A 21,401-nucleotide genomic window follows, 5' to 3' on the forward strand; every position below is an offset into this window, starting at 1 on the left:
CGCGGTGGCGCGGTGGCGCGGTGGCGCGGTGGCGACGGTCGTGGTTCGGCGTCGGTGGCTTCTGTGGTGGTGACGGAGGGGCGGGGGGTTCGGAGTTGGCGACCTGGGCGACGGCCGAGTGCCGGTGCGGGCACCCGCGCTTCCGTCATGCGGAGCCGCGGTTCTCGGGCGCCTGCGGCGCCTGCCTCTGCGAGACGTTCGCCCTGCCGCCACCTGAGCCGGGCCACCTGGACCCCGAGCCGGCCCGGCCCGAGCCGGACCGCACGCCGCATCCGGGCTGTCCGCTCCAGGACCCGGACTGCCTCGGCTTCCACCCCGACCTGTACTGACCCGCCGTGACGGGTGGCCCACACGCGCGGGACACGGCGGTCAGGACACCCGGCACACGATCTCGCCGTGCGGGACCATGAACCAGGCATCCTCCTGCTCGCCCCACTCCCGCCACGCCTCGCCGATCGCCGTCAGCTCGGCGTCCGTCGCGTGGCCGCCCTTGACGGCCAGGTCGGCGTAGACGGAGGCGGTCGTCCGGTCCGCCCACAGGCCGCTCCACCAGGAGCGCTCCTCGGGCGTGGCGAAACACCAGGTGCCCGCCGTCGTCGTGACGTCGGTGAAGCCCGCCTCCCGGGCCCAGGAGAACAGGCGCCGACCGGCGTCCGGTTCGCCGCCGTTCGCCCGCGCGACCCGGTGGTACAGGTCCAGCCAGCCGTCCAGTACCGGTCGTTCGGGGAACCAGGCGAAGGCCCCGTAGTCGCTGTCGCGGGCCGCGACGACTCCGCCGGGCCTGCACACCCGCCGCATCTCGCGCAGCGCCTGTACGGGGTCGCCGACGTGCTGCAGCACCTGGTGGGCGTGGACGACGTCGAAGGAGTCGTCGGGGAAGTCCAGGGCGTGGACGTCCGCCACCGCGAACTCGACGTTCTCCAGGCCTCGTTCGGTGGCGACCGCGCGGGCCTTGTCCAGGACGTCCTCGGCGGCGTCGACCGCGGTCACGCGGCCGGGTGCCACCAGTGCGGCCAGGTCGGCGGTGATGGTGCCAGGACCGCAGCCCACGTCCAGGACGTCCAGCCCCGCCCGCAGCTCGGGCAGCAGGTAGGCGGCGGAGTTGGCGGCGGTCCGCCAACTGTGCGAGCGCAGGACGGACTCGTGGTGGCCGTGGGTGTAGACGGCGGTCTCGTGGACCGTGGGCGGCGTGGCGGCATGCGTCATGGAAGCGACTCCCTCGGTGTGGGTGCGTGCTCCAACCGTACGCATCACCGCCGCATGGTGAGACCTGCGTCTTGGTATGTGGACAGGGGTTCAGCCGAACAGCGCCCGCCGGTAACGGAGTTCCTCCAGCTCCCTGCCGCCCGTGACCTCGCGGACGGCCGTGCCGTCCGGTCGCCAGCCCGCCGCCTCGTAGAAGCGGCGGCCCCGCGCGTTGCCGGCGAACACCCACAGCGCGGCGGTCCGGAAACCGGCCGTCACGAGCACCTCGATGGACGCGGCGAGCAGTGACCGCCCGACGCCCGTGCCCCACACCTCCGGCAGGGCGTACAGAGCGGCCAGTTCGGCGGTGGAGGCGGGGTCGAGCGCGCCGGCCCCGTCACCCCCGCCGGTCTCCCCGGCCCCGCCGGTCTCCCCGGCCCCGCCGGTCTCCCCGGCCCCGCCGGTCTCCCCGGATCCCTCGGTCTCACCGGCCCCCTCGGTCTCACCGGCCCCCTCGGCCGGCCAGCCCCTGAGGCAGGAGAAGGCCACCACCCGCCCGCCGGCCTCCGTCGCCAGGAGCACCGTGGGCCGGTCGGGCGCCGCCAGGCGGTCGTGCCACACCGCGGCCCGCTCCTCGATGTCCAGGGAGTCCAGGTACGGCCCGAGGAGCAGGTCGCGGTAGGCGGCCCGCCAGGACAGCACGTGCACGGCGGCGAGGGCCGCCGCGTCCTCGGGAGTCGCCTCGCGTACCGATACCGTCAAGCCGTTCGATACCGTCAAGCGGCTCGATGCCGTCACGCTGTTCGATGTCGTCATGCCGCATTCTCGGCCAGGAAGACCCGGCCCCGCTCCCGTATTTCCGGCGCCCGTCCCGGCCCGGCGGCTCCCTGTGTGACAGCACCGTGAACGGACCGTTCCGACCGGCTCCGGACCGCCTCCCGGCCCCTAGGGTGGGCCCGCCGCCACCCGGTGGCGCGCCGCCCACCTGCCGAGGAGTCCCGTGCCGCCGTACCCGCCCGCGCCCGACCGCCGCTCCCTCCTGAAGCTGCTCGCGGCGGCCCCCGCGGCCTCCGCCCTCGGCGGGCCCGCCGTCGCCGGGCCCGCGCACGCGGCACCTGCGGCGCCCTCACCCGCGCCCGGAGCCGCCGCCGCGCCCGGCATCGTCAAGTCCCTCCCGCCCGAGTGGTTCACCGTCCGGGGCACCAACGCCGAGGCGCGGTTCGACGCCTTCGGCGACACCGGTCTCCTCACGCCCACCGACCGCTTCTTCGTCCGCAACCACACCTCCACGCCCGTCCTCGACGCCTCCGACTGGCGCCTCACGCTCTGGGGCGACGGCCTCCACGGCCGCAGCCCCGTCCACTTCACCTACGGCCAGCTGCGGGACCTGCCCTCCGTCACCCGAACGGCCCTGATCGAGTGCGCCGGAAACGGCCGCAGCCTCTACACGAGCCAGCAGGGCGAGACCGTCACGGGCACCTCCTGGACCCTCGGCGCCGTCGGAGCGGCCCGCTGGTGCGGAGTCCGCCTCTCCGACGTGCTGCGACGCGCCGGGATCGCCCGCGACGCCGTCGCCCTCCAGCCGCGCGGCCTCGACGACCCGTACGTCTCCGGCGGCGTCGACTTCGGGCGCGTGCGCCGCCCGCTGCCGGTCGCCAAGGCCTTCGACGACGTCCTCCTCGCGTACGAGATGAACGGCGAACCGCTCCCGTACGACCACGGCCACCCGGTCCGGCTCGTCGTGCCCTCCTGGGTCGGCATCGCCTCGATCAAGTGGCTCGGCGACATCGAGGTCTCCACCCGCCCGCTGACCTCGCCCTGGTCCACGGACTGGTACCGCCTCTTCGGCCCCGCCCACCCGCCGGGCGGCAGCGCCCCCATCGGCGTCCAGACGGTCAAGTCCGGTTACGAACTCCCCTTCGGCGCCACCCTGGAGGCCGGCCGCGTCCACCGTCTCACCGGTCGCGCCTGGTCCGCCCACGCGCCCGTGCGCTCGGTCGAGGTCTCCACCGACGGCGGCACCCACTGGCGGCGGGCCCGGCTCCTCGACACCCCGAGGCGGGACGGCTGGGTCCGCTGGACCGTGCCGTGGCGCCCCCACCGCACCGGGCCCGTCACCCTGCTGTCCCGGACGACCGACGCCGCCGGCAACACCCAGCCCGAGCGGGCCGTCCACAACACGCAGGGCTACCTCTTCGGCGCGGTGGTACGCCACCCGGTGACCGTCGCCTGACCGGTAGCGCGCCCCGGCGCCCCCGGCCCGCCTCCCTCGGGCCGGCACGGCACGCGCGAGGCCCGCGTCCCTCGGGCCGGCCGGCCCGCGCGCCGGCACGGCACGCCCGCTGCCCGCGTCCTTCGGGCCGGGCCCCCTCCCGGCACCCGAAGCGCCTCCTTGAGCGGCGAAACCGCCCGGATCTTCGTATAAAGGGCTCGGGGTGCCGTTCCCGGTGCCCCCGTGCGCTCAGGAGGTACGGGACATGCACCACACGGCTCCGGAACGCCGAGGGCCGGTGCGCTACGGCCCTCCCGCGCCCGACGCGGGCCTGCCCGTCCTGCCCGGGCTCGCCGCGCTCCTCGCCGCCGCGGCCGGACGCACCGCCCCCGAACCGCCCGGCGGGGGCCCCGTCCTGCGGGAGGCGGCGGCCGGCTACTGGTGGCGCCGGGGCCTGCGGACGCACGCCGAGGACGTCGTCGCGGCCCCCGGCGCCCCCGCGCTCCTCCTCGCCCTGATCGCCGCCCACGGCGGCGACCTCCTGCTGCCCCGCCCCTGCCCCGCCTGGTGGACCCCGCAGGCCCGCCTCCTCGGGCGCCCCGCCTACCACGTGCCGACGCCCGCGGAATGCGGCGGCGTACCCGACCCGTACGCCCTCCTGGAGACCGTCCGGCGGGTCCGCGCCGAGGGCGGCGACCCCCGCGTCCTGCTGCTCTCCGTCGCCGACGACCCCACCGGCACCGTCGCCCCGCCCGAGACCGTCCGCGAGGCCTGCGAGGCCGCCGTCGCCGAGGGCCTCCACGTCATCAGCGACGAGACCTGGCGCGACACGCTCCACCACCCGCACGACACCGTGCTCCTCAGCCCCGCCGAGATGTGCCCGGACGACGTCACCGTCCTCGCCGACCTCGGCGGCGCCCCCCTCACCCCGGCCGCCTGGCCCTGCGCCGTCGCCCGGTTCCCGCCCACCGACCCGTCCCGCGCCGACCGCTGGACCGACCGCAGGGCCCGCGCCCTCGACGTCCTCACCGCGCTCGGCGCCGTCGTCCCCGGCCCCGTCGCCCCCGCCGCGGCGCACGCCCTCGACGAACCCGAGGACGTGACCGTACGGGCCCGGCGCGCCGCCACCGTCCACGGCCGGCTCGCCGCCGCCGCGCACCGCACCGCCCTCGCCGCCGGAGCCCTCTCCCGGCCCCCGCAGGCGGGCCGCCACCTCTATGTGGACCTGGGCCGGTTGAGGTCCGGACTCGCCGCCCGCGGCGTCACCGACTCCCTGGAGCTGGAGAGTCACCTGACCGCCCGGCTCGGCGCCCCCGTACCCGGCGGCCATCGCTTCGGCGACGAACTCGGCGCTCTGCGCGTCCGGTTCGGCACCGAGATGTTCCTCGGCGTCACCGAGGAGGAGCGCGCGGAGACCCTCGGCTCCCGGAACCCCGAGGAACTGCCCCATGTGGCACGTGCGTTGACGGACTTCGGAGGCGCCCTGGAGGAGCTCCGATGAACCGCGCCGGAGGCGGACCGCTTCCCTCCCCGCTCTCCCCTCCCTCCCCTCCCGTACGAGCCGCGCAGGACGGAGCCCGCAGATGACCGAACGGACGGCACAGCCCGCCCGGGCCACCCAGGCCCCGTACCCCGCCGATCCCTCTGCGGCCGCCACCGCCCCGGCCCGGCCCCCCGAGGCCCCGACCACGCCCCCGGCCCCGGGGCCCACCCCTGTGCTCCAGCCGGTCGGCCGGCTGCGCGCGGACTGGCCCCGGACCTTCGTCGACCGGCTCACCGCCCCCCTCCCCGGCGTCCGGGCCCTGGCGCGGCTGGCGCGCGAGGGCGCCGTCCGTCCCCGCCGCGAAGGCCTCCGAGACATCCCCCTGCTCCCCTTCGAGCCGGGGCCGCTGCCACCCGCCGGGCCCGACACCCTGGCCGTCACCTGGGCGGGGCACGCCAGTTGGATCCTCCGCCTCGGAGGGCTCACCGTCCTGACCGACCCCGTCTGGTCCCGCCGGATCTTCGGCACGCCGGCCCGGCTCACCCCGGTCGGCGTCCGCTGGGAGGACCTGCCGCCCGTCGACGCCGTCGTCATCAGCCACAACCACTTCGACCACCTCGACGCCCCCACGCTCCGGCGACTGCCCCGGCACACACCGGTGTTCGTCCCGGCCGGGCTCGGACGCTGGTTCGCCCGCAGGGGGTTCGGTCGCGTGACCGAGCTCGACTGGTGGGAGGCGTCCGAACTCGAGGGCGTGCGCTTCGACTTCGTCCCGGCCCACCACTGGTCGAAACGCACCCTCCTGGACACCTGCCGCTCCCTTTGGGGCGGCTGGGTGCTCACCGACACGGCCGGGCGCCGCGTCCACTTCGCGGGGGACACCGGGTACGGCCACTGGTTCGCCGAGATCGGCCGCCGCTTCCCCGGCATCGACCTGTCCCTGCTCCCGATCGGGGCCTACGACCCCCGCTGGTGGCTCAGCGACGTCCACACGGACCCCGAGGAGGCGGTCCGCGCCCACCAGGACCTGGGCGCCCGGCGGATGGCCCCCATGCACTGGGCCACCTTCGTCCTCTCCTCGGAACCCGTCCTGGAACCCCTCACCCGCGTCAGGGCCGCCTGGGCGAGTGCGGGACTGCCCCGCGAGGACCTGTGGGACCTCCCGGTCGGCGCCTCACGGGTGCTCACGCCCTGAGTCGCCCGAGGTGCCTGACGTACCCGAGGTGCCTGACGTACCCGAGGTGCCTGACGTACCCGAGGTGCCTGACGTACCCGACGTACCCGCGGTGCCTGACGTACCCGAGGACCCGGCCGCCCGCCCCGACGTCCCCCGCACCCGCCGCCACAGCGCCGGCAGCGCGCTGATCAGCACCGTGAGGCCGACCGCCGCCACGACCCCCTGCCACGGCTCCGGGAAGAGCGAACCGCCCAGGATGCCGATCAGCTGGTACGTCGCCGCCCACGCGAGGCACGCCGCCAGGTCCCCCCGCGCGAAGCGCCGCAGCGGCATCTCCGCGAGCAGGCACGCCAGCATCACCGGGATCCGCCCCGCCGGCACCAGCCGGGACAGCACGAGCACCGACACCTGATGGGTGTCCAGCCGCGCCTGCGCCTGCGCGAGCCGCTCCGGTGTCACCCGGCCCCGCAGCGTGGCCAGCCACCGCGAGCCGTTGCGGGACCGGACCCCGCGCTGTCCCAGCCAGTACAGCGCCAGGTCCCCGAGGAACGCGGCGAACGCCGCCACCAGGAAGACGAAGAGCAGTGCCGGCGGCGAACTCTGGTGGAAGGCGACGACCGCCGCCGAGCTGACGACGGCACCCGTCGGCACGATCGGCACCAGCGCGCCCAGCGCCACGAGCAGGAACAGCGAGGGATAGCCGACGGCCTGCTGCGTCGACTCGGGCGGCAGCTCGCGCACCGCCCCGGCGACCCGGACGAGACCGTCGATCACCTGGCGACCTCCGGCCGCACCCGCTCCCCGTGGGCGAGCAGGTGCACCACCACCTTCGGCGCGAGCCGCGCGGCCTGGCGGACGAACTCGTCCCCCGGCGCGTGGAACTCGTGCGGCCGGACCCCGTCGAGCCCGATCGGCCAGTACGTGCCGTAGTGCACCGGCACCGCGGCCGCCGGCGAGAGCGCGGCGAGCGCCTCGGCCGCCCGGCCCGCGTCGAGGTGCCCGTGCCCGAGGTACGGACCCCAGCCGCCCACCGGCAGCAGCGCCACGTCCACCGGACCCACCGCCTCCGCCATCCCGTCGAAGAGCCCGGTGTCCCCGGCGAAGTACGTCCGGGCCTCGCCCTCGACGACGTACCCGAGGGCGGGGGAGCGGTGCGGCCCGAGCGGCAGCCGCCGTCCGTCGTGGGCCGCCGGCACGGCCCGTACCGTCACGCCCTCGACCGTCACCGTGTCGCCCGGCCCCACCTCGGTCACCCGCAGGCCGTCCCGGTCGAGCCTGCGCAGCCCCGGTACGGCGGCGGGCGCCCCGCGCGGCACGATGATCCGCGTCCCCGGGGCGAGCCGTGCCAGCGAGGGCACGTGCAGATGGTCGGCGTGCAGGTGCGAGACGAGCACCGCCTCGGCGCGGGCGGCCTCGGGCGGCGGCGGGGCGCCGCGCCGCCGCCGCAGGTGCGCGAGCCGCCGCGCGAACAGCGGGTCGGTGAGGAAGCGGACCCCGGAGTCCTCGACTGTGCAGGTCGCGTGGCCCCACCAGGTGACCTCCACCGGCATGCCGCCTTCCGTTTCTCGCCCGTCGTCCCGGGGGCTCCGGCCGTCGCGCCCCGATGTCCACGACCGTTCCGTACCTCCCCAACGAGGGTAAATGTCCGGAGCGTGCTCCGGAGGATGTTCGGCCGCGCGGATCCCCAGTAGGGTCGGTCCATGGACGACGTTCGGGTGGCGGCGATCGCCAGCCTCACCCCGCTCGAAGAGCTGGACAGCGACCCCTTCCTGGTGGACACGCGGGGCCAGCACGAACTGTGCGCCCGCTGGACCGTGGACAAGGGATACGTGCTCGCCCGCCAACTCCTCTTCTACGGCATCCGGCCCGACCACGCGGCGCTGTGGCAGGACGTGGAGGACGGGGAGGTCGACCTCTTCGTCGCCGCCAACGAGCGGGTCCTCGCCCGCGCGTTGACGTCGGTGTCGGGCTTCCGCGCCGAGTGCGAGCGCCGCGGGGTGCGGGTCGAGACCGTCGGCCTCGACGAACCGGCGTACGACACGGCCGCCAAGGCCGGAGTGCACCGCCGGCTCTCCATGCCCACCGCCGGGTACGACGGCTCCTGACCCACGGGACGTTCCACGCCCCACCCGGCCCGCTCCGGCACACGGCAGTCCCGCCCCGAACCGCGGTCGGTCCGACCTGACACACCCGGGCCGTCGGCCGTCGGCCGTCACCCGTTTTCCGTCTTGACCGTGGGCGTTGTGCCACGCTTGAGGCAGGAAACGGGCGAAAGGTGAACCGGGCGTGGGAGACGGGCGATGGGGTGGCGCCGGGCGCTGGCGGACCGCGGGCAGCACGGCGATGCGGATGATCGTGGTCTGGGCGGTGTCCACCCTCACCATGCTCGCCCTCGCCGGACTGCTCCCCGACTTCGAACTCCAGTCCGCCGACGGCGACAGCATGACGCGGACGGCCGTCACCGCCGCCACCGCCGCGGGCGTCTTCGGTCTGCTGGGCGCGCTCGTGTGGCCGGTGATCGTCCGCGCCCTCCTCCTCGTCCCGGCGCTCGTCCTCGGTCTGCTCGTCTTCTTCCTCAACGGCTCGCTGCTGCTCGTCGCGCTCTGGCTGATCCCCGACGGGCGCGGCGCCGCCGACCCCGAGACGGCCGTCGTGGTCGCCGCCGTGATGTCCGCCGTCGCCTCCGCGACCTCCACGGCCCTCGCCGTCCGCGACGACGACGCCTACCGCCGCCGCCTCTACCGGCTCACCGGCCGCACCCGCCCCCGCGACCCCGCCGACTCGCCGGAGACCGCCCCCGGCACCGTCTTCCTCCAGCTCGACGGCGTCGGCCACCACGTCCTGCGCACCGCCGTCGCCGACGGGCTCATGCCGACCGTCGCCGGCTGGCTCGACTCCGGCCACCGGCTCACCCCCTGGCGGACCGACTGGTCCAGCCAGACGGGCGCCAGCCAGCTCGGCATCCTGCACGGCTCCAACGAGGACGTGCCCGCCTTCCGCTGGTACGAGAAGGACACCGGCCGGCTCATGGTCTCGAACCGCCCCGCGAGCGCCGTCGAGCTCCAGCGGCGGGCCGTGCGGCGCACCGGGGACGGCGGGCTGCTCACCCTCGACGGCGCCTCCCGCGGCAACCTCTTCAGCGGCGGCGCCGACCAGCTCGCCCTGGTCCTGTCGATGGCCGCGCGGCGCGGCAGGCGCAACCGCTCCCGGGCCGGCTACTTCGCGTACTTCTCCGACCCGGCCAACGCCGTCCGCACCGCCGGGTCGCTCGTCACCGAGTGCGTCCGCGAGGTGTGCCAGTCGACGCGGGCGCTGCTGCGCCGCGAGACCCCGAGGGTCTCGCGCGGCGGCACCTACCCCTTCGTCCGCGCCTTCGCGACCGTCGTCGAGCGGGACGTGGTGGTGGCCGCCGTGATGGGGGACATGCTGGCGGGGCGGACCGCGGTCTACGCCGACCTCGTCGCGTACGACGAGGTGGCCCACCACTCCGGGCCGCACGGCCGCGACACCGACCAGGTCCTGCGCCGCCTCGACCGCGCGGTCGCGCTGATCGCGACCGTCGCCGAGCACGCGCCGCGCCCGTACCGGATCGTGCTCCTCTCCGACCACGGGCAGAGCCCGGGCGAGACCTTCGAGTCGGCGTACGGCCTCTCGCTCAAGGAGCTCGTACGGGCCGGGTGCGGGCTGCCGGTGCCGCGCCGCGTCCGGCGCACCCGCAGCGGTTCCGAGGCGCGCGACGCGGCCAGGGACGCGCTGCGCAGCGCCCTGCACCGGCCGCTCGACGAGAACGGCGAGACCGCGCGCGAACTGCCCGCCAAGCCCTCCGAGCCGGTCGTCCTCGCCTCGGGCAACCTCGGTCTGATCTCCTTCCCCGACGTGCCGCACCGGATGACCCGCGAGGAGATCGACCGGCGCCACCCGGCGCTCCTGCGGACCCTCGCCCACCACCCGGGCGTCGGCTTCGTGCTCGTGGCGAGCGCCGAGCACGGCTCTCTCGTCCTCGCCCGCGACGGCGTGGAGGTGCCGGTCGCCGAGCTCACCGACGGGGGGCCGCTGGCCGTCTTCGGCCGGGGCGCGGCGGACGCCGTGCGCCGCACGGACGGCTTCCCGCACGTCGCGGACGTCATGATCAACTCGATGTACGACCCGGCGACCGGCACCGTGCACGCCTTCGAGGAGCAGATCGGCTCGCACGGCGGCCTCGGCGGAGAGCAGTCGCACCCCTTCCTGCTCTCGCCGCCGGAGCTGTCGCCGCCGGTCGGCGAGGGGGAGGAGCTCGTCGGCGCGGAGCGGATCCACCGGGTGCTGCGCCGCTGGCTGCGCGAGTCCTCGGGCCCGCAGGTGCCGCTCGGGATCGCCCCGCCCACGGGCCGAGCGGAATCCGACCGTCATCCGGTCGACGGCGGGGCCGCCGTCCCCGACAACAACCGCTGACACCGCCGTCCCCGACGACAACCGCTGACACCGCCGTCCCCGACGACAACCGCTAACACCGCCGTCCCCGACGAGAACCGCCGACACCGCCGTCCGCGGAGGACCGGGTCCGCGCCGTGACCGCCGGTGCGGTGAATCCGAGGGCCCGGGCGTAGGCCGCCCGGGCGGATCTCCCGCCCCGAGCGGCGTGCGCCGACCCGGGCGGGGCAGTACGGATCTCCGTGAGCCCCGTGCCCGAGCCGACCGCGCCGCCCGCCACCCCGGCGGGCTGCTGGACGCGCCCCGCGCCGGGCGGACCCCGATGGGTCGCGCTGCTCCTCATCCTCGTCGCCCTCCTCGGCGCGGGCGCGGCCGGCGCCCTCACCGGCGGCGTCGAACTCCGCCCCGCGACCGCCGCCCCCGCCTCCGACCAGGGCTGCGAGACCTTCGACCCGGCGGCCGCGGAGGCCGGGCTCCCCGGCCGGGCCAGACGCCACCGCACGCGCCTGCGCCCCGCCCCCGCGCGCCGCCGCCCCCGTACCGCCCGCCGGCGGACCCGTACCGCCGGCCCCGCTCCCGTACCCACCCCGCGTGGCGACGCGCCCCGGCGCGTGGTGATGCGCTGCTGAGAGGCCCGCACCTCTCGGCAGCCCCCCCCACATCACCCCCCCTCGCGAGGAGTTCCGCCATGCCCGTCGACCCGTACGCCGTCCTGCAGGCCCTGCTGCGCGCCGAGGCCTCCCGCGCCCAGCGTGCCGACCACCGCTCTGCCGAACCCGCCGAACCGGCACCCGCCCCGGCCACCGAGCCGCCCGCCCCCCGGGAGGACCGCGCCCGCTGACCACCCGGCCCCGGGCCGAGCCGGACGCCACCCGAGCCGGACACGCGGGCCGGACACGCGGGCCGGACACGCGGGCCGGACACGCGGGCCGGGCCGGACAAGGACCGACGCGGGCCACGGCGGAAATACGATTTGCGGACGGGTGTACGGGAGTACGAGGCTGATCCGATGACCTCGACCGACCGGAACACCAGCCCCGATCGGTCCGCCGGACCCGCGTCCGGCCCGGGCCCCGACACCGCGACGCCCACCGACGCCGAAGCCCGTACGAAGATCCGCGCCGCCGCCCGCACCACCCCCCGCACCACGGCCCGCCTCCTCGCCTTCGCGCGGCGTCCCTACCGGGACCGACCCGACCCCGCGTACCGCATCCGCCGCCGGCCCGACCTCACGGCGCTCTGCTTGGCCACCGTCTTCTTCTGGTCCAGCCTCACGCCCTCCCTCGTGCCCCGGCCCTGGTTCCTCCAGGGCATCGTCGGCGGCATCACCGCCGCCATCGGCTACGCCCTCGGCTCCACCCTCGCCTGGCTGTTACGCGCCCTGGGAGGTGCCTTCGTGCGCCGCCGTCCCGCCGAGCGGACCCGGACCCTCTGCTGGCAGGCGTACTGGCTGCTCAGCCCGGTCCTCACCGTCTGGCTCACCTCCGAGAGCGCCCGGATGCAGCGTCAGCTCCGGGTCCTCCAGGGCCTCCCCCCCACCCTCACCTGGCACACGCCGATGATCGCGCTGATCGCCCTCGGCCTCCTCCTCGCGGCGCTCCTCGTCGCCCGCTCCGTCCGGCTCGGAGCCGTCACCCTGATCCGGCTCCTCGCCAGGCTCCTGCCGCGCCCCGTCGCCTTCGCCGTCGGCGCGGCCCTCTCCGCGCTCGTCGTCCTCGTCGGCGTCCGCGACGTCGTCTTCGACCGGGGCGTCGTCGACCTCGCCGACCGCATCGCCGAGGCCACCAACGACGGCACCAAGGACGGCATCCGCCGCCCCGCCTCCCGCCACGTCACCGGCGGCCCGGGCTCCCTCGTCCCCTGGCGGGAGCTCGGCTACCAGGGCCGCAACTTCACCGGCTCCACCCCCACCCGCGCCGCCCTCACCGCCTGGACCGGCCGGCCCGTCCGCGACCCGGTCCGCGTCTACGTCCCCTCCGCGCTGCCCGCAGCCTTCACCGACGACCGGCCCTTCGCCGCCCAGGCCCGCCTCGCCGTCCGCGAACTCGAACGGACCGGCGCCTTCGACCGCGCCGTCCTGGCCGTCGCCGGGACCACCGGCACCGGCTGGATCGACCCGAACGTCGCCGAGGCCCTGGAGTACATGTACGGCGGCGACACCGCGATCGTCGCCGTCCAGTACTCGTACCTCCCGAGCTGGGTCTCCTTCCTCGTCGACAAGGAGAAGGCCGGAGAGGCGACCCGGGCCCTCCTCGACGCCGTCCGCGCCCGCCTCGGCACCCTCCCCGCAGAGCGGCGGCCGAAGCTCGTCGTCACCGGCGAGAGCCTCGGCGCCTACGCCGTCGAGGCCTCCTTCGGCACCGCCGACGCGCTCCTCGCCGGAACGGACGGCGCCCTCCTGATGGGTCCGCCCCACTTCTCGCCGATCTCCCGGGAGATCCGCCGCGACCGCGACCCCGGCAGCCCCGTCTGGCGCCCCCAGTACCGCGGCGGCGCCCACATCCGCTTCGCCCAGTTCCCCGGCACCGACCTCGAACGCCCCGCCGCCGACTGGGAACGGCCCCGTGCGGTCTACCTGCAGAACGCCTCCGACCCCGTCGTCTGGTGGTCGCCCGAACTGCTCCTTGACCGCCCCGAATGGCTCGACGAGCCGCTCGGCCCCGACATCACCCCCGAGATCAGCTGGTTCCCCTTCGTCGCCTTCTGGCAGACCTCCGTCGACATGACCGTCTCCTACGGCGTCGACGCCCCGCACGGCCACCGCTACGGGGCCGGCGCCGTCGACGGCTGGGCGGCGGTCCTGCCGCCGCCCGGCTGGACCGCCGCCGACACGACCCGGCTGCGCACCTTCATCCGCCACCGCAAGGCCGCGTACTGAGCGCGCACGGCCCCGACCGACCGACCGGCCGCCGCCCTCACGTCAGCACCGTGAACGCCTGTGTCGCCAGGGCCCGTTCGAGCCGCTGCCGGAGCCGCTCCGCCGTCGGCGCGAGCCGTGCGCGCTCATCCGCCGGCAGCGAGAACCCGACGGCCGAGTGGACCCCGCCCACCGTGATCGGCACCGCCGCGCACACCGCACCGAGGACGTACTCCTCCCGTTCGAGCACCGGAGCGCCTCGCCGCACCCCGGCCAGCCGGGTCAGGAGCGCCTCCTCGTCCCGGACCGTGCGCGGGGTCAGCCGGATCACCGGACGCCGGGCCAGATAGGCGCGGCGGTCCTCCGGCGACAGCTGCGCGAGCAGGCACTGGCCGAGCGCGTGGGCGTGCGCGGTCGTCCGGAAGTCCGCCCACTCCTCGACGGCCCGGTGCTCGGCGCTCTCCGCCACGGCCACCACCCGCACCTCCCCGTCCGTGAGGTCCGCGTAGTACACGGGCGCGCCGAGCTCGTCGCGCAGCACCCCCAGCCACTCGGCGAGCCGCCCGCCCGCCCCGGTCCCCGGCCCCCGGCCGGAGAGCCGCGGTACGGCGGGCCCGAGCCGGAACGTCCCGCGCTCGCGCTGCAGATAGCCGTCGTGCACGAGGGTCCGCAGGAGGTGGTACGTGGTCGGCAGCGGTAACCGGGTCTCCCGGGAGAGCCGCTTGGCGGTGACCTCCCCGTGCTCGGCGACCGCTTCGAGCAGAACGAGCGCGCGGCGTACGGAACTTATGAGCGTGGGACCGGGCGTCGGGCCGGGCGTGGGACCGGGCGTCGGGCCGGACGGCGGCACGGATGCGGGCGCGGACACGGGTGCGGATGAGGGCTTCGTGGGGGCCATGGGCACAGTCTGCCGAGCGCCCCGCCCCCACGAACGTCCGTTGCCAGAAGCCTTGTTCGATCGGCTCGTGCGCCCCCGGCACGGCGGCACGTTCCTCCAATCCCCACCCCGGCACCCGCCCCCACCGCCGGCATTACCTCGCGGGTAATCGCCCCCGCCGCCTTCCCCCGGCATGCTCATGAACACCGGGACCCGGGCGGCGCACTCCGCTCGGGCTCCGGGGCCACCGCCAGTCCGAACGACTCCCATGGAGCGTGATCCGCCATGTCCCAGGCCCTGCTGACCGGTCTCGCCCGCACCACCCGGCCGCAGGCCGCGGTGCGCCGCTTCCTCGGCCTCGACGCCCTCGTCACCGGGGCCAACGGCCTCGCCTACCTCACGGCCTCCGGCCCCCTCGGCGAGCTCCTCGGCGTCGACGCGACCCTGCTGCTGGAACTGGGCGTCCTGCTCACCGCGTACGCCGCCGGCGTCGCCTGGCTCGCGAGCCGCCCGCAGCCCCCGGCCCTCGGGGTGAAGCTGGTCGTCGACATCAACGTCCTCTGGGCCGTCCTGAGCGTCGTCGCCCTCTTCGCCTGGCTGGAGCCGACCACCGCCGGCCTGTTCTGGACGCCGGTGCAGGCCGCCACCGTCGCCGGGTTCGCCCTGCTCCAGTGGACAGCCCTGCGCGCCGTCGCCGCTACTCGCTGACCGCCGCCAGGGACTGGAGGTACGCGACCGTCTCCGCATCGGCCGGGAGCAGCGTCTCGATGGCCAGCTCGGCGACGGTCACGTCCATCGGCGTGTTGAACGTCGAGATCGACGACACGAACGACAGGATCCGCCCGTCGTGCTCGACCCGCATCGGCAGCGCGATGTACGGATACGGCTCCGCGTCGGGCGCGCTCTCCTCCTCCGCGCCCGGCGGCAGCGGATACGCCGCCACCTCCTCGTACAGCTCGCGCAGCGCCTCCGAGCGGGCCAGGGCGATCTGCCGCTCCATCTGGGCCAGCAGATGCGCCCGCCACTCCCGCAGATTCCGGATCCTCGGCGCGAGGCCCTCCGGGTGGAGGGTGAGCCGCATCGCGTTCAGCGGCGGGGCGAGCAGGTGCTCCGGCAGTCCGTCGAGGAGCAGCCCGATCCCCCGGTTGGCCGCCACCACCGTGTACGAGCCGTCCACCACGAACGCCGGATACGGCTCGTACCCCCGCAGCAGCCGCTCGATGCCCTCCCGCAGCACCTCCAGGTGCGGGGCGCCGAGCGGCGACTCGGTGTACCGGGGCGCGTAACCGGCGGCGAGCAGCAGCGCGTTCCGCTCCCGCACGGGCACGTCCAGGTGCTCGGCGAGCCGGAGGACCATCTCCTCGCTCGGCCGGGAACGGCCCGTCTCCACGAACGAGATGTGCCGCGCCGAGGAGTCGGCGCGCAGCGCGAGCTCCAGCTGACTCATCCGCCGCCGCTCACGCCATCCGCGCAGCAGCGGCCCTACCCCCGTGTCGCTCACGACAGTCGTCATGGCCAGACGGTATCCCAGTGGGGGACCCGGGTAGCTTCCCCGGGGGACCCGTCCCGCACGCACCGCGCACCACCCGACCGGAGGGAGCACACGTTGCCCACACAGCCGTTGTCGCAGAAGGAGATCGAGGACCGACTGCGGGAACTCCCCGGGTGGTCCGTCGAGAGCGACCACCTCGTCCGTACCTACCGGCTCGGCGACCACTTCGCCGCGACCGCCCTCGTCGTGCACGTGGCCCAGATCCAGCAGGAGCTCGACCACCACTCCGACCTGACCCTCGGCTACAACACGGTCGCCGTGTCCGTGAACACCCACTCCGTCGGCGGGGCCGTCACGGAGCTGGACTTCGCGCTCGCCGAGCGCGTCGAGGGGATCGCCCCGGGGCACGGAGCCAACTGACCGGCCGTTCGCCGCACTTCCCGGCCATGCCTCAGTAAGATCATCCGCATGGCGGACACCCTGCTCGACTACGAGGCCGAGGCGGCGCACTACGACCGGACCCGCGGCGGCGTCCCCCGCGCCGAGGCCGCGGCCGAGGCCGTGCTGCGCCTCGTGCCGCCCGGCGCGCGCACGCTCCTCGACGTCGCCTGCGGCACCGGCCTCGTCACCGAACGCCTCACCAGGACCGGCCTGCGCGTGTACGGGGCCGACGCCGCGCACGCGATGCTGCGGACGGCCACCGGGCGGCTGCCCGGCCGGACCGTCCGCGCCGACGCCCGTCGACTGCCGCTGCCCGACGGCTCCCTGGACGCGGTCTCCGCCGTCTGGCTGCTGCACCTCGTCCCCTTCGCCCCGGAGATCGTCGCCGAGGCGGCCCGCGTCCTGCGTCCCGGCGGTGTCCTCGTCGCCACCGTCGACAAGGACGCGGCCCACGACGTCGGCAGCGACATCGACGACGTCCTCCGCCCCCACCGCTCGGAGCGCGAAGCCTCCGACCGCACGGACACGATCACCCGGCACGCCGCCGCCCACGGTCTCGACCCCGCCCCCGGCGCCCACTTCACCGGCCACGGACAGGGCCGCACCCCGCGCGACACCGTCCGAAGGCTGCGCAGCGGCTACTTCGCCTCCTGGTACACCGGGGACGAAGCCACCACCGAGGCGCTCGCCGGGGCCCTGGAAGCCCTCCCGGACCAGGACCGCCCCCGCGACGACCCTCGTTACCGGCTGGCCCGCTTCGTCAGACGCGGCTGACCCCCCTCGACCGGCGGTCCCGGCCGCTCACGTCGTACCGGAACGCAGCGCGTCCGCGAGATAGCCCGACAGGTCCGGAGCGTCGGGCGTCAGCATGTGGCGTACCCAGGCCCGCCGTTCGTGCTCCAGCGGTGCCAGCTCCCACACACAGCCGATCCACGAGCGGTCGACCCGGACGAAGCGCGTCGGATCGTCGTCGGGACAGTCGAGCGCGGGCTGGCCGGCGGCCGCCCCGCCGAAGTGGAGCACGTTGTCCCACACCCAGCTGTACGCGTTGAGGTACGCGCCCGTGTCACCGCCCCGGTGCAGCACCACGAACCCCGCCGGCGCCGTGCCGTCCGGCGGCGGCAGCAGCTCCGGCAGCAGCGCGTACGCCGCCTTCTCCACCTCCGGCTCGATGCCCGCCGGATCGGCGGTGACGTGATAGCGCTTGAGCGACCGGCCGGCGATCTCCACCGGCTCCAGCGCCACGAGGTACTTCTCCGTGAAAGCCATGGCTGGACTGTAGGAGGACTTCACTGACACCTTGTGTCAGTGAAGTCCAGCCGACTCATCTCGATCCTTCTGCTGCTCCGCATCCGGGGCCGGATGACCGCCGCCGAGCTCGCCGCGGAGCTGGAGGTCTCCGTCCGGACCGTCTACCGCGACGTCGAGTCGCTGCACCTCGCCGGGATACCGCTCTACGGGGGCGCCGGGCACCGCGGCGGGTACCGGCTCCTCACCGGGCACCGCTCCCAGCTCACCGACCTGTACACCCGCGAGGCCGAGGCGCTCGTCCTCGCCGGCATGCCCGGCGCCGCCGAAGAGCTCGGGCTCGGACCGCACTTCGCCGACGCCCAGCTGAAACTTCGGGCGGGCCTCCCGGCGCCGCTGCGCGAGCACGTCGACCGGCTGCGCGCCCGCTTCCACATCGACGCCCCCGGCTGGTACGACGAGGGCCACGAGGCCCCGTTCCTGCCGCAGGTCGCCGACGCCGTCCGCGCCGGCCGGGTCCTGGAGCTGCGCTACCGGCGCTGGAAGGAGCCGACCGACGTCGACCGGCGCCTCGAACCGTACGGCCTCGTCCTCAAGGCGGGCCGCTGGTACCTGATCGCCGGGCCCGGCCCCCGTACCTACCGCGTCGACCAGATCCTCGACCTCACCGTCACCGACGAGGAGGCCGGCGTCCCGGAGGACTTCGACCTCGCCGGCCACTGGCGCGCCGCCCAGGCCGACTTCCACGCCCGGCTGCACCGGGGCGAGGCCCTCGTCCGTGTCTCCCCCGCCGGCGCGGCCCGGCTCACCGGCGCCGCCGCCCGGGCGCTCGCCGCGACCGGTACCCCGGAACCCGACGGATGGACCCGGGCCACCCTCCCCGTCGAGTCGACCGACCACGCCCACGACACCTTCCTCGCGCTCGGCACCGAGGTGGAGGTCCTGGGCCCCGAGGAACTCCGCATCCGCATCGCGGAGACCGTGACGACGCTCGCCCGGCGGTACGCCTGAGGCGGCCTCAGGCGTACGCCCCCCCCAGGGCCGCCGCGTCGACTCAGGACTCGGCCGCGCCGCCCCAGGTCTCCGCCGCGAACGCGGCGAACGAGCGCGGCTCGCGGCCCAGGACCCGCTTCACCCCGTCGGTCGCCGAGGCGTTGTGGCCGTCGAGGAGCGTCGAGAACAGGTTCGCGAGCCACTCTGCCTCCGGGGCCGGCAGGCCGAAGTCCGTGAGGAGCCCGGCGTAGTCCGCCGCCGGCATCGCCTCGTAGACCACCGGGCGACCCGAGACGCGCGAGATCTCCGCCGCGACCTCCGCGAAGGACACCGGCCGCGGACCCGTCACCTCGTGCACCCGCCCCGCGTGCCCGTCCGCCGTCAGGGTCTCGACGATCACGTCCGCCAGGTCGTCCGCGTCGACGAACGGCTCCAGCGTGTCACCCGCGGGGAAGACCAGCACCCCCTCCGCGACCCCCTCCGCGAGCAGCCCCTCGGAGAAGTTCTGCGCGAAGAACGAGGCCCGCACGACGGTCGTCTCGACTCCGCCGGCCGCCTCCCGCAGCGCCTGCTCCGCAACGAGCGCCGTGGGCTCCCCGCGCCCGGACAGCACCGTCAGCCGCCGTACCCCGTGTTCCGCGGCCAGGCGGCCGAAGGTCTGCATCGCCTCCACCGCGCCGGGGGCGGCGAGGTCCGGGTAGTAGGCCACGTACGCGGCGTCCGCGCCCCGCAGCGCCGGACCCCAGGTCTCCGGGGCCTCCCAGTCGAAGGGGACCGCTCCCGTGCGGGAGCCGGCGCGGACCGTCACCCCGCGCGCCGCGAGCCGCTCCGCCACCCGCCGCCCGGTCTTGCCGGTGGCGCTCGTCACGAGGACCGTCCGCGGGCCCGCCGAGGCCTGAACGCCGGTCCCGCTCTGCGTGTTCTGCGTGTTCGTCGTCATGGCTCAAGAATCCCGCCCACGGTTCCCGCCGCCCATGCTCCGCAGTCTCACGACCCTACGCATCCGTCTCACCCGGCCGCCTACTCTTACGACTCATGGACGCACTCGCCGGACTCCTCGACGGGCCCCGCGCCAAGGGCGCCTTCCTGCTGCGCATGATCATGGAGCCGCCGTGGTCCGTCCGCATCGAGGACGGCGCGCCCGTCTGCCTCATGTGCGTCACCGAGGGCGAGGCCTGGGTGGTCCCCGACGCCGGCGACCCCGTCCTCCTGCGGCCCGGCGCCATCGCCGTCGCCCGCGGCCCGCAGCCGTACACGGTCGCCGACGCCCCCGACGCCCCGCCCCGCGCCGTGATCGGCCCCGACGGCACCTGCACCACCCTCTCCGGGGAGCCGCTCGCCGAGACCATGCGGCTCGGCGTCCGGACCTGGGGCAACGCCCCGGACGGCGGGACCACGGTTCTCGTCGGCACCTACCGGATGGACGGCGAGGTCGGCCGCCGGCTGCTCGACGCCCTGCCGGGGCTGCTGCACCTGCGCGCCGAGGAGTGGAACTGCCCCCTCACCCCCTTCCTCGGCGAGGAGATAGCCCGCGACGAACCCGGTCAGACGGCGGTCCTGGACCGGGTGCTCGACCTGATGCTCATCACCGGCGTCCGCGCCTGGTTCTCCCGGCCCGGCGCCGAGGCGCCCGCCTGGTACCGCGCCATGGGCGACCCGGTCGTCGGCCGGGCCCTCCGGCTCCTCCAGAACGACCCCGCCCACCCCTGGACCGTCGCCTCGCTCGCCGCGAAGGCCGGGGTGTCCCGGGCCGCGCTCGCCCGCCGCTTCGCCGAGCTCGTCGGCGAGACCCCGATGGCGTACCTCACGGACTGGCGGCTCGCGCTCGCCGCCGATCTGCTGCGCGGCACGGACGCCACCGTCGAGTCGATCGCCCGGCAGGTCGGCTACAGCGGTGCCTTCGCCCTGAGCGCCGCCTTCAAGCGGGTGCGCGGGGTCAGCCCGCAGGAGCACCGTTCCCTGGGCCGGGCGACACAGTGAGCGAGAGGGCTTTGCCGGAACGGCAACACTTCTCGCGCATCCCGCCGCCCCGCCGCACCCTGGGACCATGAGCCAGCATCAGCACCGCGCATCCCACCAGGGCCACGACCACGGGCAGAAGCACGAGGGTCACGACCACGGGCAGACCCAGCCGGGACACGACCACGGGCAGAAGCACGAGGGTCACCACCACGACGGCGCCCATCCGGACTGGAGCGAGATGGCCCTGCTCCTGGAGCGGCAGGCCGAGATCGCGAGCCCCGCCTACACCGAGGCCGCCGCCTGGCTCGGCACCCTCGTCCCGGTCTACGGCGTCCGGCGCGTCCTCGACGTGGGCAGCGGCCCCGGCGTCGTCACCAGCCTGCTCGCGGAGGCCTTCCCGGCCGCCGAGACCGTCGCCGTCGACGGCAGCCCCGAACTCCTCCTCCGGGCCCGCGACCGTGCCGAGGCCCGCGGCCTCGGCGCCCGCTTCGCCACCCTCCACGCCGAACTCCCGGCAGCCATCGGCACCCTCGGCGAGGCCGACCTCGTCTGGGCGGGCAACTCCCTGCACCACATCGGCGACCAGCGGGCCGCACTCGCGGAGTTCGCGGCCCTCCTGCGTCCCGGCGGTCTGATCGCGCTCGTCGAGGGCGGCCTGCCCACCCGTCATCTGCCCCGGCACATCGGCATCGGCCGGCCGGGCCTCGAAGCCCGGCTCGACGCCGCCCACGCGCACGGGTTCGGGCGGATGCGCGCCGAGCTCCCCGGCTCCGTCGACGAGCCCGAGGACTGGCGGGCGCTCCTCACGAGCGCCGGCCTCACCCCGGCCGGCACCCGGACCTTCCTCACCGACGTCCCCGCGCCCGTCTCCCCGGTCGTCCGGGAGCTGGCCGTCTCGCACCACCAGCGGCTCCGCGAGGGCTTGGGCGACCGGATCGACGCCGACGACCGCAAGACGCTGGACGTCCTCCTCGACCCGGCCGACGAGAGGTCCCTGCACCACCGCACGGACCTCTTCCACCTGACGGCCCGGACCGTCCACACCGCCCGCAAGGGCTGAC

General features: G+C 75.6%; 23 protein-coding genes. 15 read left to right on the top strand and 8 right to left on the bottom strand.

The features are described 5' to 3' along the window. The first annotated feature begins 95 nt into the window (after positions 1-95). Entirely contained in the window at positions 96-329 is a 234-nt protein-coding gene (locus ACF08F_RS17225) for a hypothetical protein (protein ID WP_392299320.1), read from the top strand. Positions 330-369: 40 nt separating this feature from the next. Here the strand turns inward: ACF08F_RS17225 and ACF08F_RS17230 are convergent, their stop codons facing one another. Both ACF08F_RS17230 and ACF08F_RS17235 read right to left on the bottom strand, forming a co-directional pair. After that, entirely contained in the window at positions 370-1,206 is an 837-nt protein-coding gene (locus tag ACF08F_RS17230) for a methyltransferase domain-containing protein (RefSeq protein ID WP_392299321.1), read from the bottom strand. 90 nt (positions 1,207-1,296) lie between these two features. Beyond that, entirely contained in the window at positions 1,297-1,947 is a 651-nt protein-coding gene (locus ACF08F_RS17235) for a GNAT family N-acetyltransferase (RefSeq protein ID WP_392299322.1), read from the bottom strand. Positions 1,948-2,185: 238 nt separating this feature from the next. Between ACF08F_RS17235 and ACF08F_RS17240 the strand changes: the two genes are divergently transcribed. The 3 genes from ACF08F_RS17240 to ACF08F_RS17250 all read left to right on the top strand — a co-directional run bounded on the left by ACF08F_RS17240 (position 2,186) and on the right by ACF08F_RS17250 (position 6,075). Further along, positions 2,186-3,418, top strand: a complete 1,233-nt coding sequence (locus tag ACF08F_RS17240) for a sulfite oxidase (RefSeq protein WP_392299323.1) — start codon at positions 2,186-2,188, stop codon at positions 3,416-3,418. A gap of 244 nt (positions 3,419-3,662) precedes the next feature. Continuing rightward, positions 3,663-4,898: an aminotransferase class I/II-fold pyridoxal phosphate-dependent enzyme gene (locus ACF08F_RS17245; RefSeq protein ID WP_392299324.1), complete on the top strand. Its 1,236-nt coding sequence runs from the start codon at positions 3,663-3,665 to the stop codon at positions 4,896-4,898. An 82-nt stretch (positions 4,899-4,980) separates the two neighbouring features. Next, a complete protein-coding gene (locus ACF08F_RS17250; protein WP_392299325.1) occupies positions 4,981-6,075 on the top strand; it encodes an MBL fold metallo-hydrolase in 1,095 nt (364 codons plus the stop codon). On the opposite strand, the gene ACF08F_RS17255 is transcribed toward ACF08F_RS17250, so the two are convergent. Both ACF08F_RS17255 and ACF08F_RS17260 read right to left on the bottom strand, forming a co-directional pair. Then, positions 6,055-6,798, bottom strand: a complete 744-nt coding sequence (locus tag ACF08F_RS17255) for a DedA family protein (protein ID WP_392299528.1) — start codon at positions 6,796-6,798, stop codon at positions 6,055-6,057. The genes ACF08F_RS17250 and ACF08F_RS17255 overlap by 21 nt on opposite strands. Before the next feature lie 29 nt (positions 6,799-6,827). Beyond that, positions 6,828-7,607: an MBL fold metallo-hydrolase gene (locus ACF08F_RS17260; RefSeq protein ID WP_392299326.1), complete on the bottom strand. Its 780-nt coding sequence runs from the start codon at positions 7,605-7,607 to the stop codon at positions 6,828-6,830. 150 nt (positions 7,608-7,757) lie between these two features. On the opposite strand from ACF08F_RS17260, the gene ACF08F_RS17265 reads away from it, so the two are divergent. From ACF08F_RS17265 to ACF08F_RS17285, 5 genes are all read left to right on the top strand, one after another. Continuing rightward, entirely contained in the window at positions 7,758-8,162 is a 405-nt protein-coding gene (locus tag ACF08F_RS17265) for a hypothetical protein (RefSeq protein WP_392299327.1), read from the top strand. A 238-nt stretch (positions 8,163-8,400) separates the two neighbouring features. After that, positions 8,401-10,491 carry a phage holin family protein gene (locus ACF08F_RS17270; protein ID WP_392299529.1) on the top strand — a complete coding sequence of 697 codons (2,091 nt, stop codon included), beginning with the start codon at positions 8,401-8,403 and terminating at the stop codon, positions 10,489-10,491. 221 nt (positions 10,492-10,712) lie between these two features. Further along, a complete protein-coding gene (locus ACF08F_RS17275; protein WP_392299328.1) occupies positions 10,713-11,099 on the top strand; it encodes a hypothetical protein in 387 nt (128 codons plus the stop codon). A 59-nt stretch (positions 11,100-11,158) separates the two neighbouring features. Next, positions 11,159-11,311 carry a hypothetical protein gene (locus ACF08F_RS17280; RefSeq protein ID WP_392299329.1) on the top strand — a complete coding sequence of 51 codons (153 nt, stop codon included), beginning with the start codon at positions 11,159-11,161 and terminating at the stop codon, positions 11,309-11,311. Between the two features lie 168 nt (positions 11,312-11,479). Next, positions 11,480-13,348 (top strand): alpha/beta hydrolase, encoded by a 1,869-nt coding sequence (locus ACF08F_RS17285; RefSeq protein WP_392299330.1) that lies wholly within the window; start codon positions 11,480-11,482, stop codon positions 13,346-13,348. A gap of 37 nt (positions 13,349-13,385) precedes the next feature. Here ACF08F_RS17285 and ACF08F_RS17290 read toward each other — a convergent pair whose 3' ends face one another. Continuing rightward, positions 13,386-14,225: an IclR family transcriptional regulator gene (locus ACF08F_RS17290; RefSeq protein WP_392299331.1), complete on the bottom strand. Its 840-nt coding sequence runs from the start codon at positions 14,223-14,225 to the stop codon at positions 13,386-13,388. Between the two features lie 264 nt (positions 14,226-14,489). Between ACF08F_RS17290 and ACF08F_RS17295 the strand changes: the two genes are divergently transcribed. After that, a complete protein-coding gene (locus ACF08F_RS17295) occupies positions 14,490-14,912 on the top strand; it encodes a hypothetical protein (protein WP_392299332.1) in 423 nt (140 codons plus the stop codon). On the opposite strand, the gene ACF08F_RS17300 is transcribed toward ACF08F_RS17295, so the two are convergent. After that, positions 14,902-15,717, bottom strand: coding sequence for a helix-turn-helix domain-containing protein (locus ACF08F_RS17300; RefSeq protein ID WP_392299333.1), 816 nt, complete (start codon positions 15,715-15,717; stop codon positions 14,902-14,904). The genes ACF08F_RS17295 and ACF08F_RS17300 overlap by 11 nt on opposite strands. A 93-nt stretch (positions 15,718-15,810) precedes the next feature. On the opposite strand from ACF08F_RS17300, the gene ACF08F_RS17305 reads away from it, so the two are divergent. After that, the gene (locus tag ACF08F_RS17305; RefSeq protein ID WP_392299334.1) at positions 15,811-16,116 is read left to right on the top strand and encodes a 4a-hydroxytetrahydrobiopterin dehydratase; all 306 of its coding nucleotides are present in this window, start codon (positions 15,811-15,813) and stop codon (positions 16,114-16,116) included. Positions 16,117-16,176: 60 nt separating this feature from the next. Further along, positions 16,177-16,911, top strand: coding sequence for a class I SAM-dependent methyltransferase (locus tag ACF08F_RS17310; RefSeq protein ID WP_392299530.1), 735 nt, complete (start codon positions 16,177-16,179; stop codon positions 16,909-16,911). A gap of 27 nt (positions 16,912-16,938) precedes the next feature. On the opposite strand, the gene ACF08F_RS17315 is transcribed toward ACF08F_RS17310, so the two are convergent. Beyond that, entirely contained in the window at positions 16,939-17,406 is a 468-nt protein-coding gene (locus tag ACF08F_RS17315) for a hypothetical protein (RefSeq protein ID WP_392299335.1), read from the bottom strand. Positions 17,407-17,445: 39 nt separating this feature from the next. On the opposite strand from ACF08F_RS17315, the gene ACF08F_RS17320 reads away from it, so the two are divergent. Beyond that, a complete protein-coding gene (locus ACF08F_RS17320; RefSeq protein WP_392299336.1) occupies positions 17,446-18,396 on the top strand; it encodes a helix-turn-helix transcriptional regulator in 951 nt (316 codons plus the stop codon). A gap of 43 nt (positions 18,397-18,439) precedes the next feature. On the opposite strand, the gene ACF08F_RS17325 is transcribed toward ACF08F_RS17320, so the two are convergent. Next, positions 18,440-19,318: an NmrA family transcriptional regulator gene (locus ACF08F_RS17325; protein ID WP_392299337.1), complete on the bottom strand. Its 879-nt coding sequence runs from the start codon at positions 19,316-19,318 to the stop codon at positions 18,440-18,442. Positions 19,319-19,413: 95 nt separating this feature from the next. On the opposite strand from ACF08F_RS17325, the gene ACF08F_RS17330 reads away from it, so the two are divergent. Together ACF08F_RS17330 and ACF08F_RS17335 are read left to right on the top strand one after the other, a co-directional pair. Further along, positions 19,414-20,358 carry an AraC family transcriptional regulator gene (locus ACF08F_RS17330; protein ID WP_392299338.1) on the top strand — a complete coding sequence of 315 codons (945 nt, stop codon included), beginning with the start codon at positions 19,414-19,416 and terminating at the stop codon, positions 20,356-20,358. A gap of 67 nt (positions 20,359-20,425) precedes the next feature. Next, a complete protein-coding gene (locus tag ACF08F_RS17335) occupies positions 20,426-21,400 on the top strand; it encodes a methyltransferase domain-containing protein (protein WP_392299339.1) in 975 nt (324 codons plus the stop codon). Position 21,401: the final 1 nt, after the last annotated feature.

Origin of the sequence: Streptomyces sp. NPDC015130 (assembly GCF_043080005.1) — a bacterium.
In the GTDB taxonomy this organism is placed as follows: domain Bacteria; phylum Actinomycetota; class Actinomycetes; order Streptomycetales; family Streptomycetaceae; genus Streptomyces.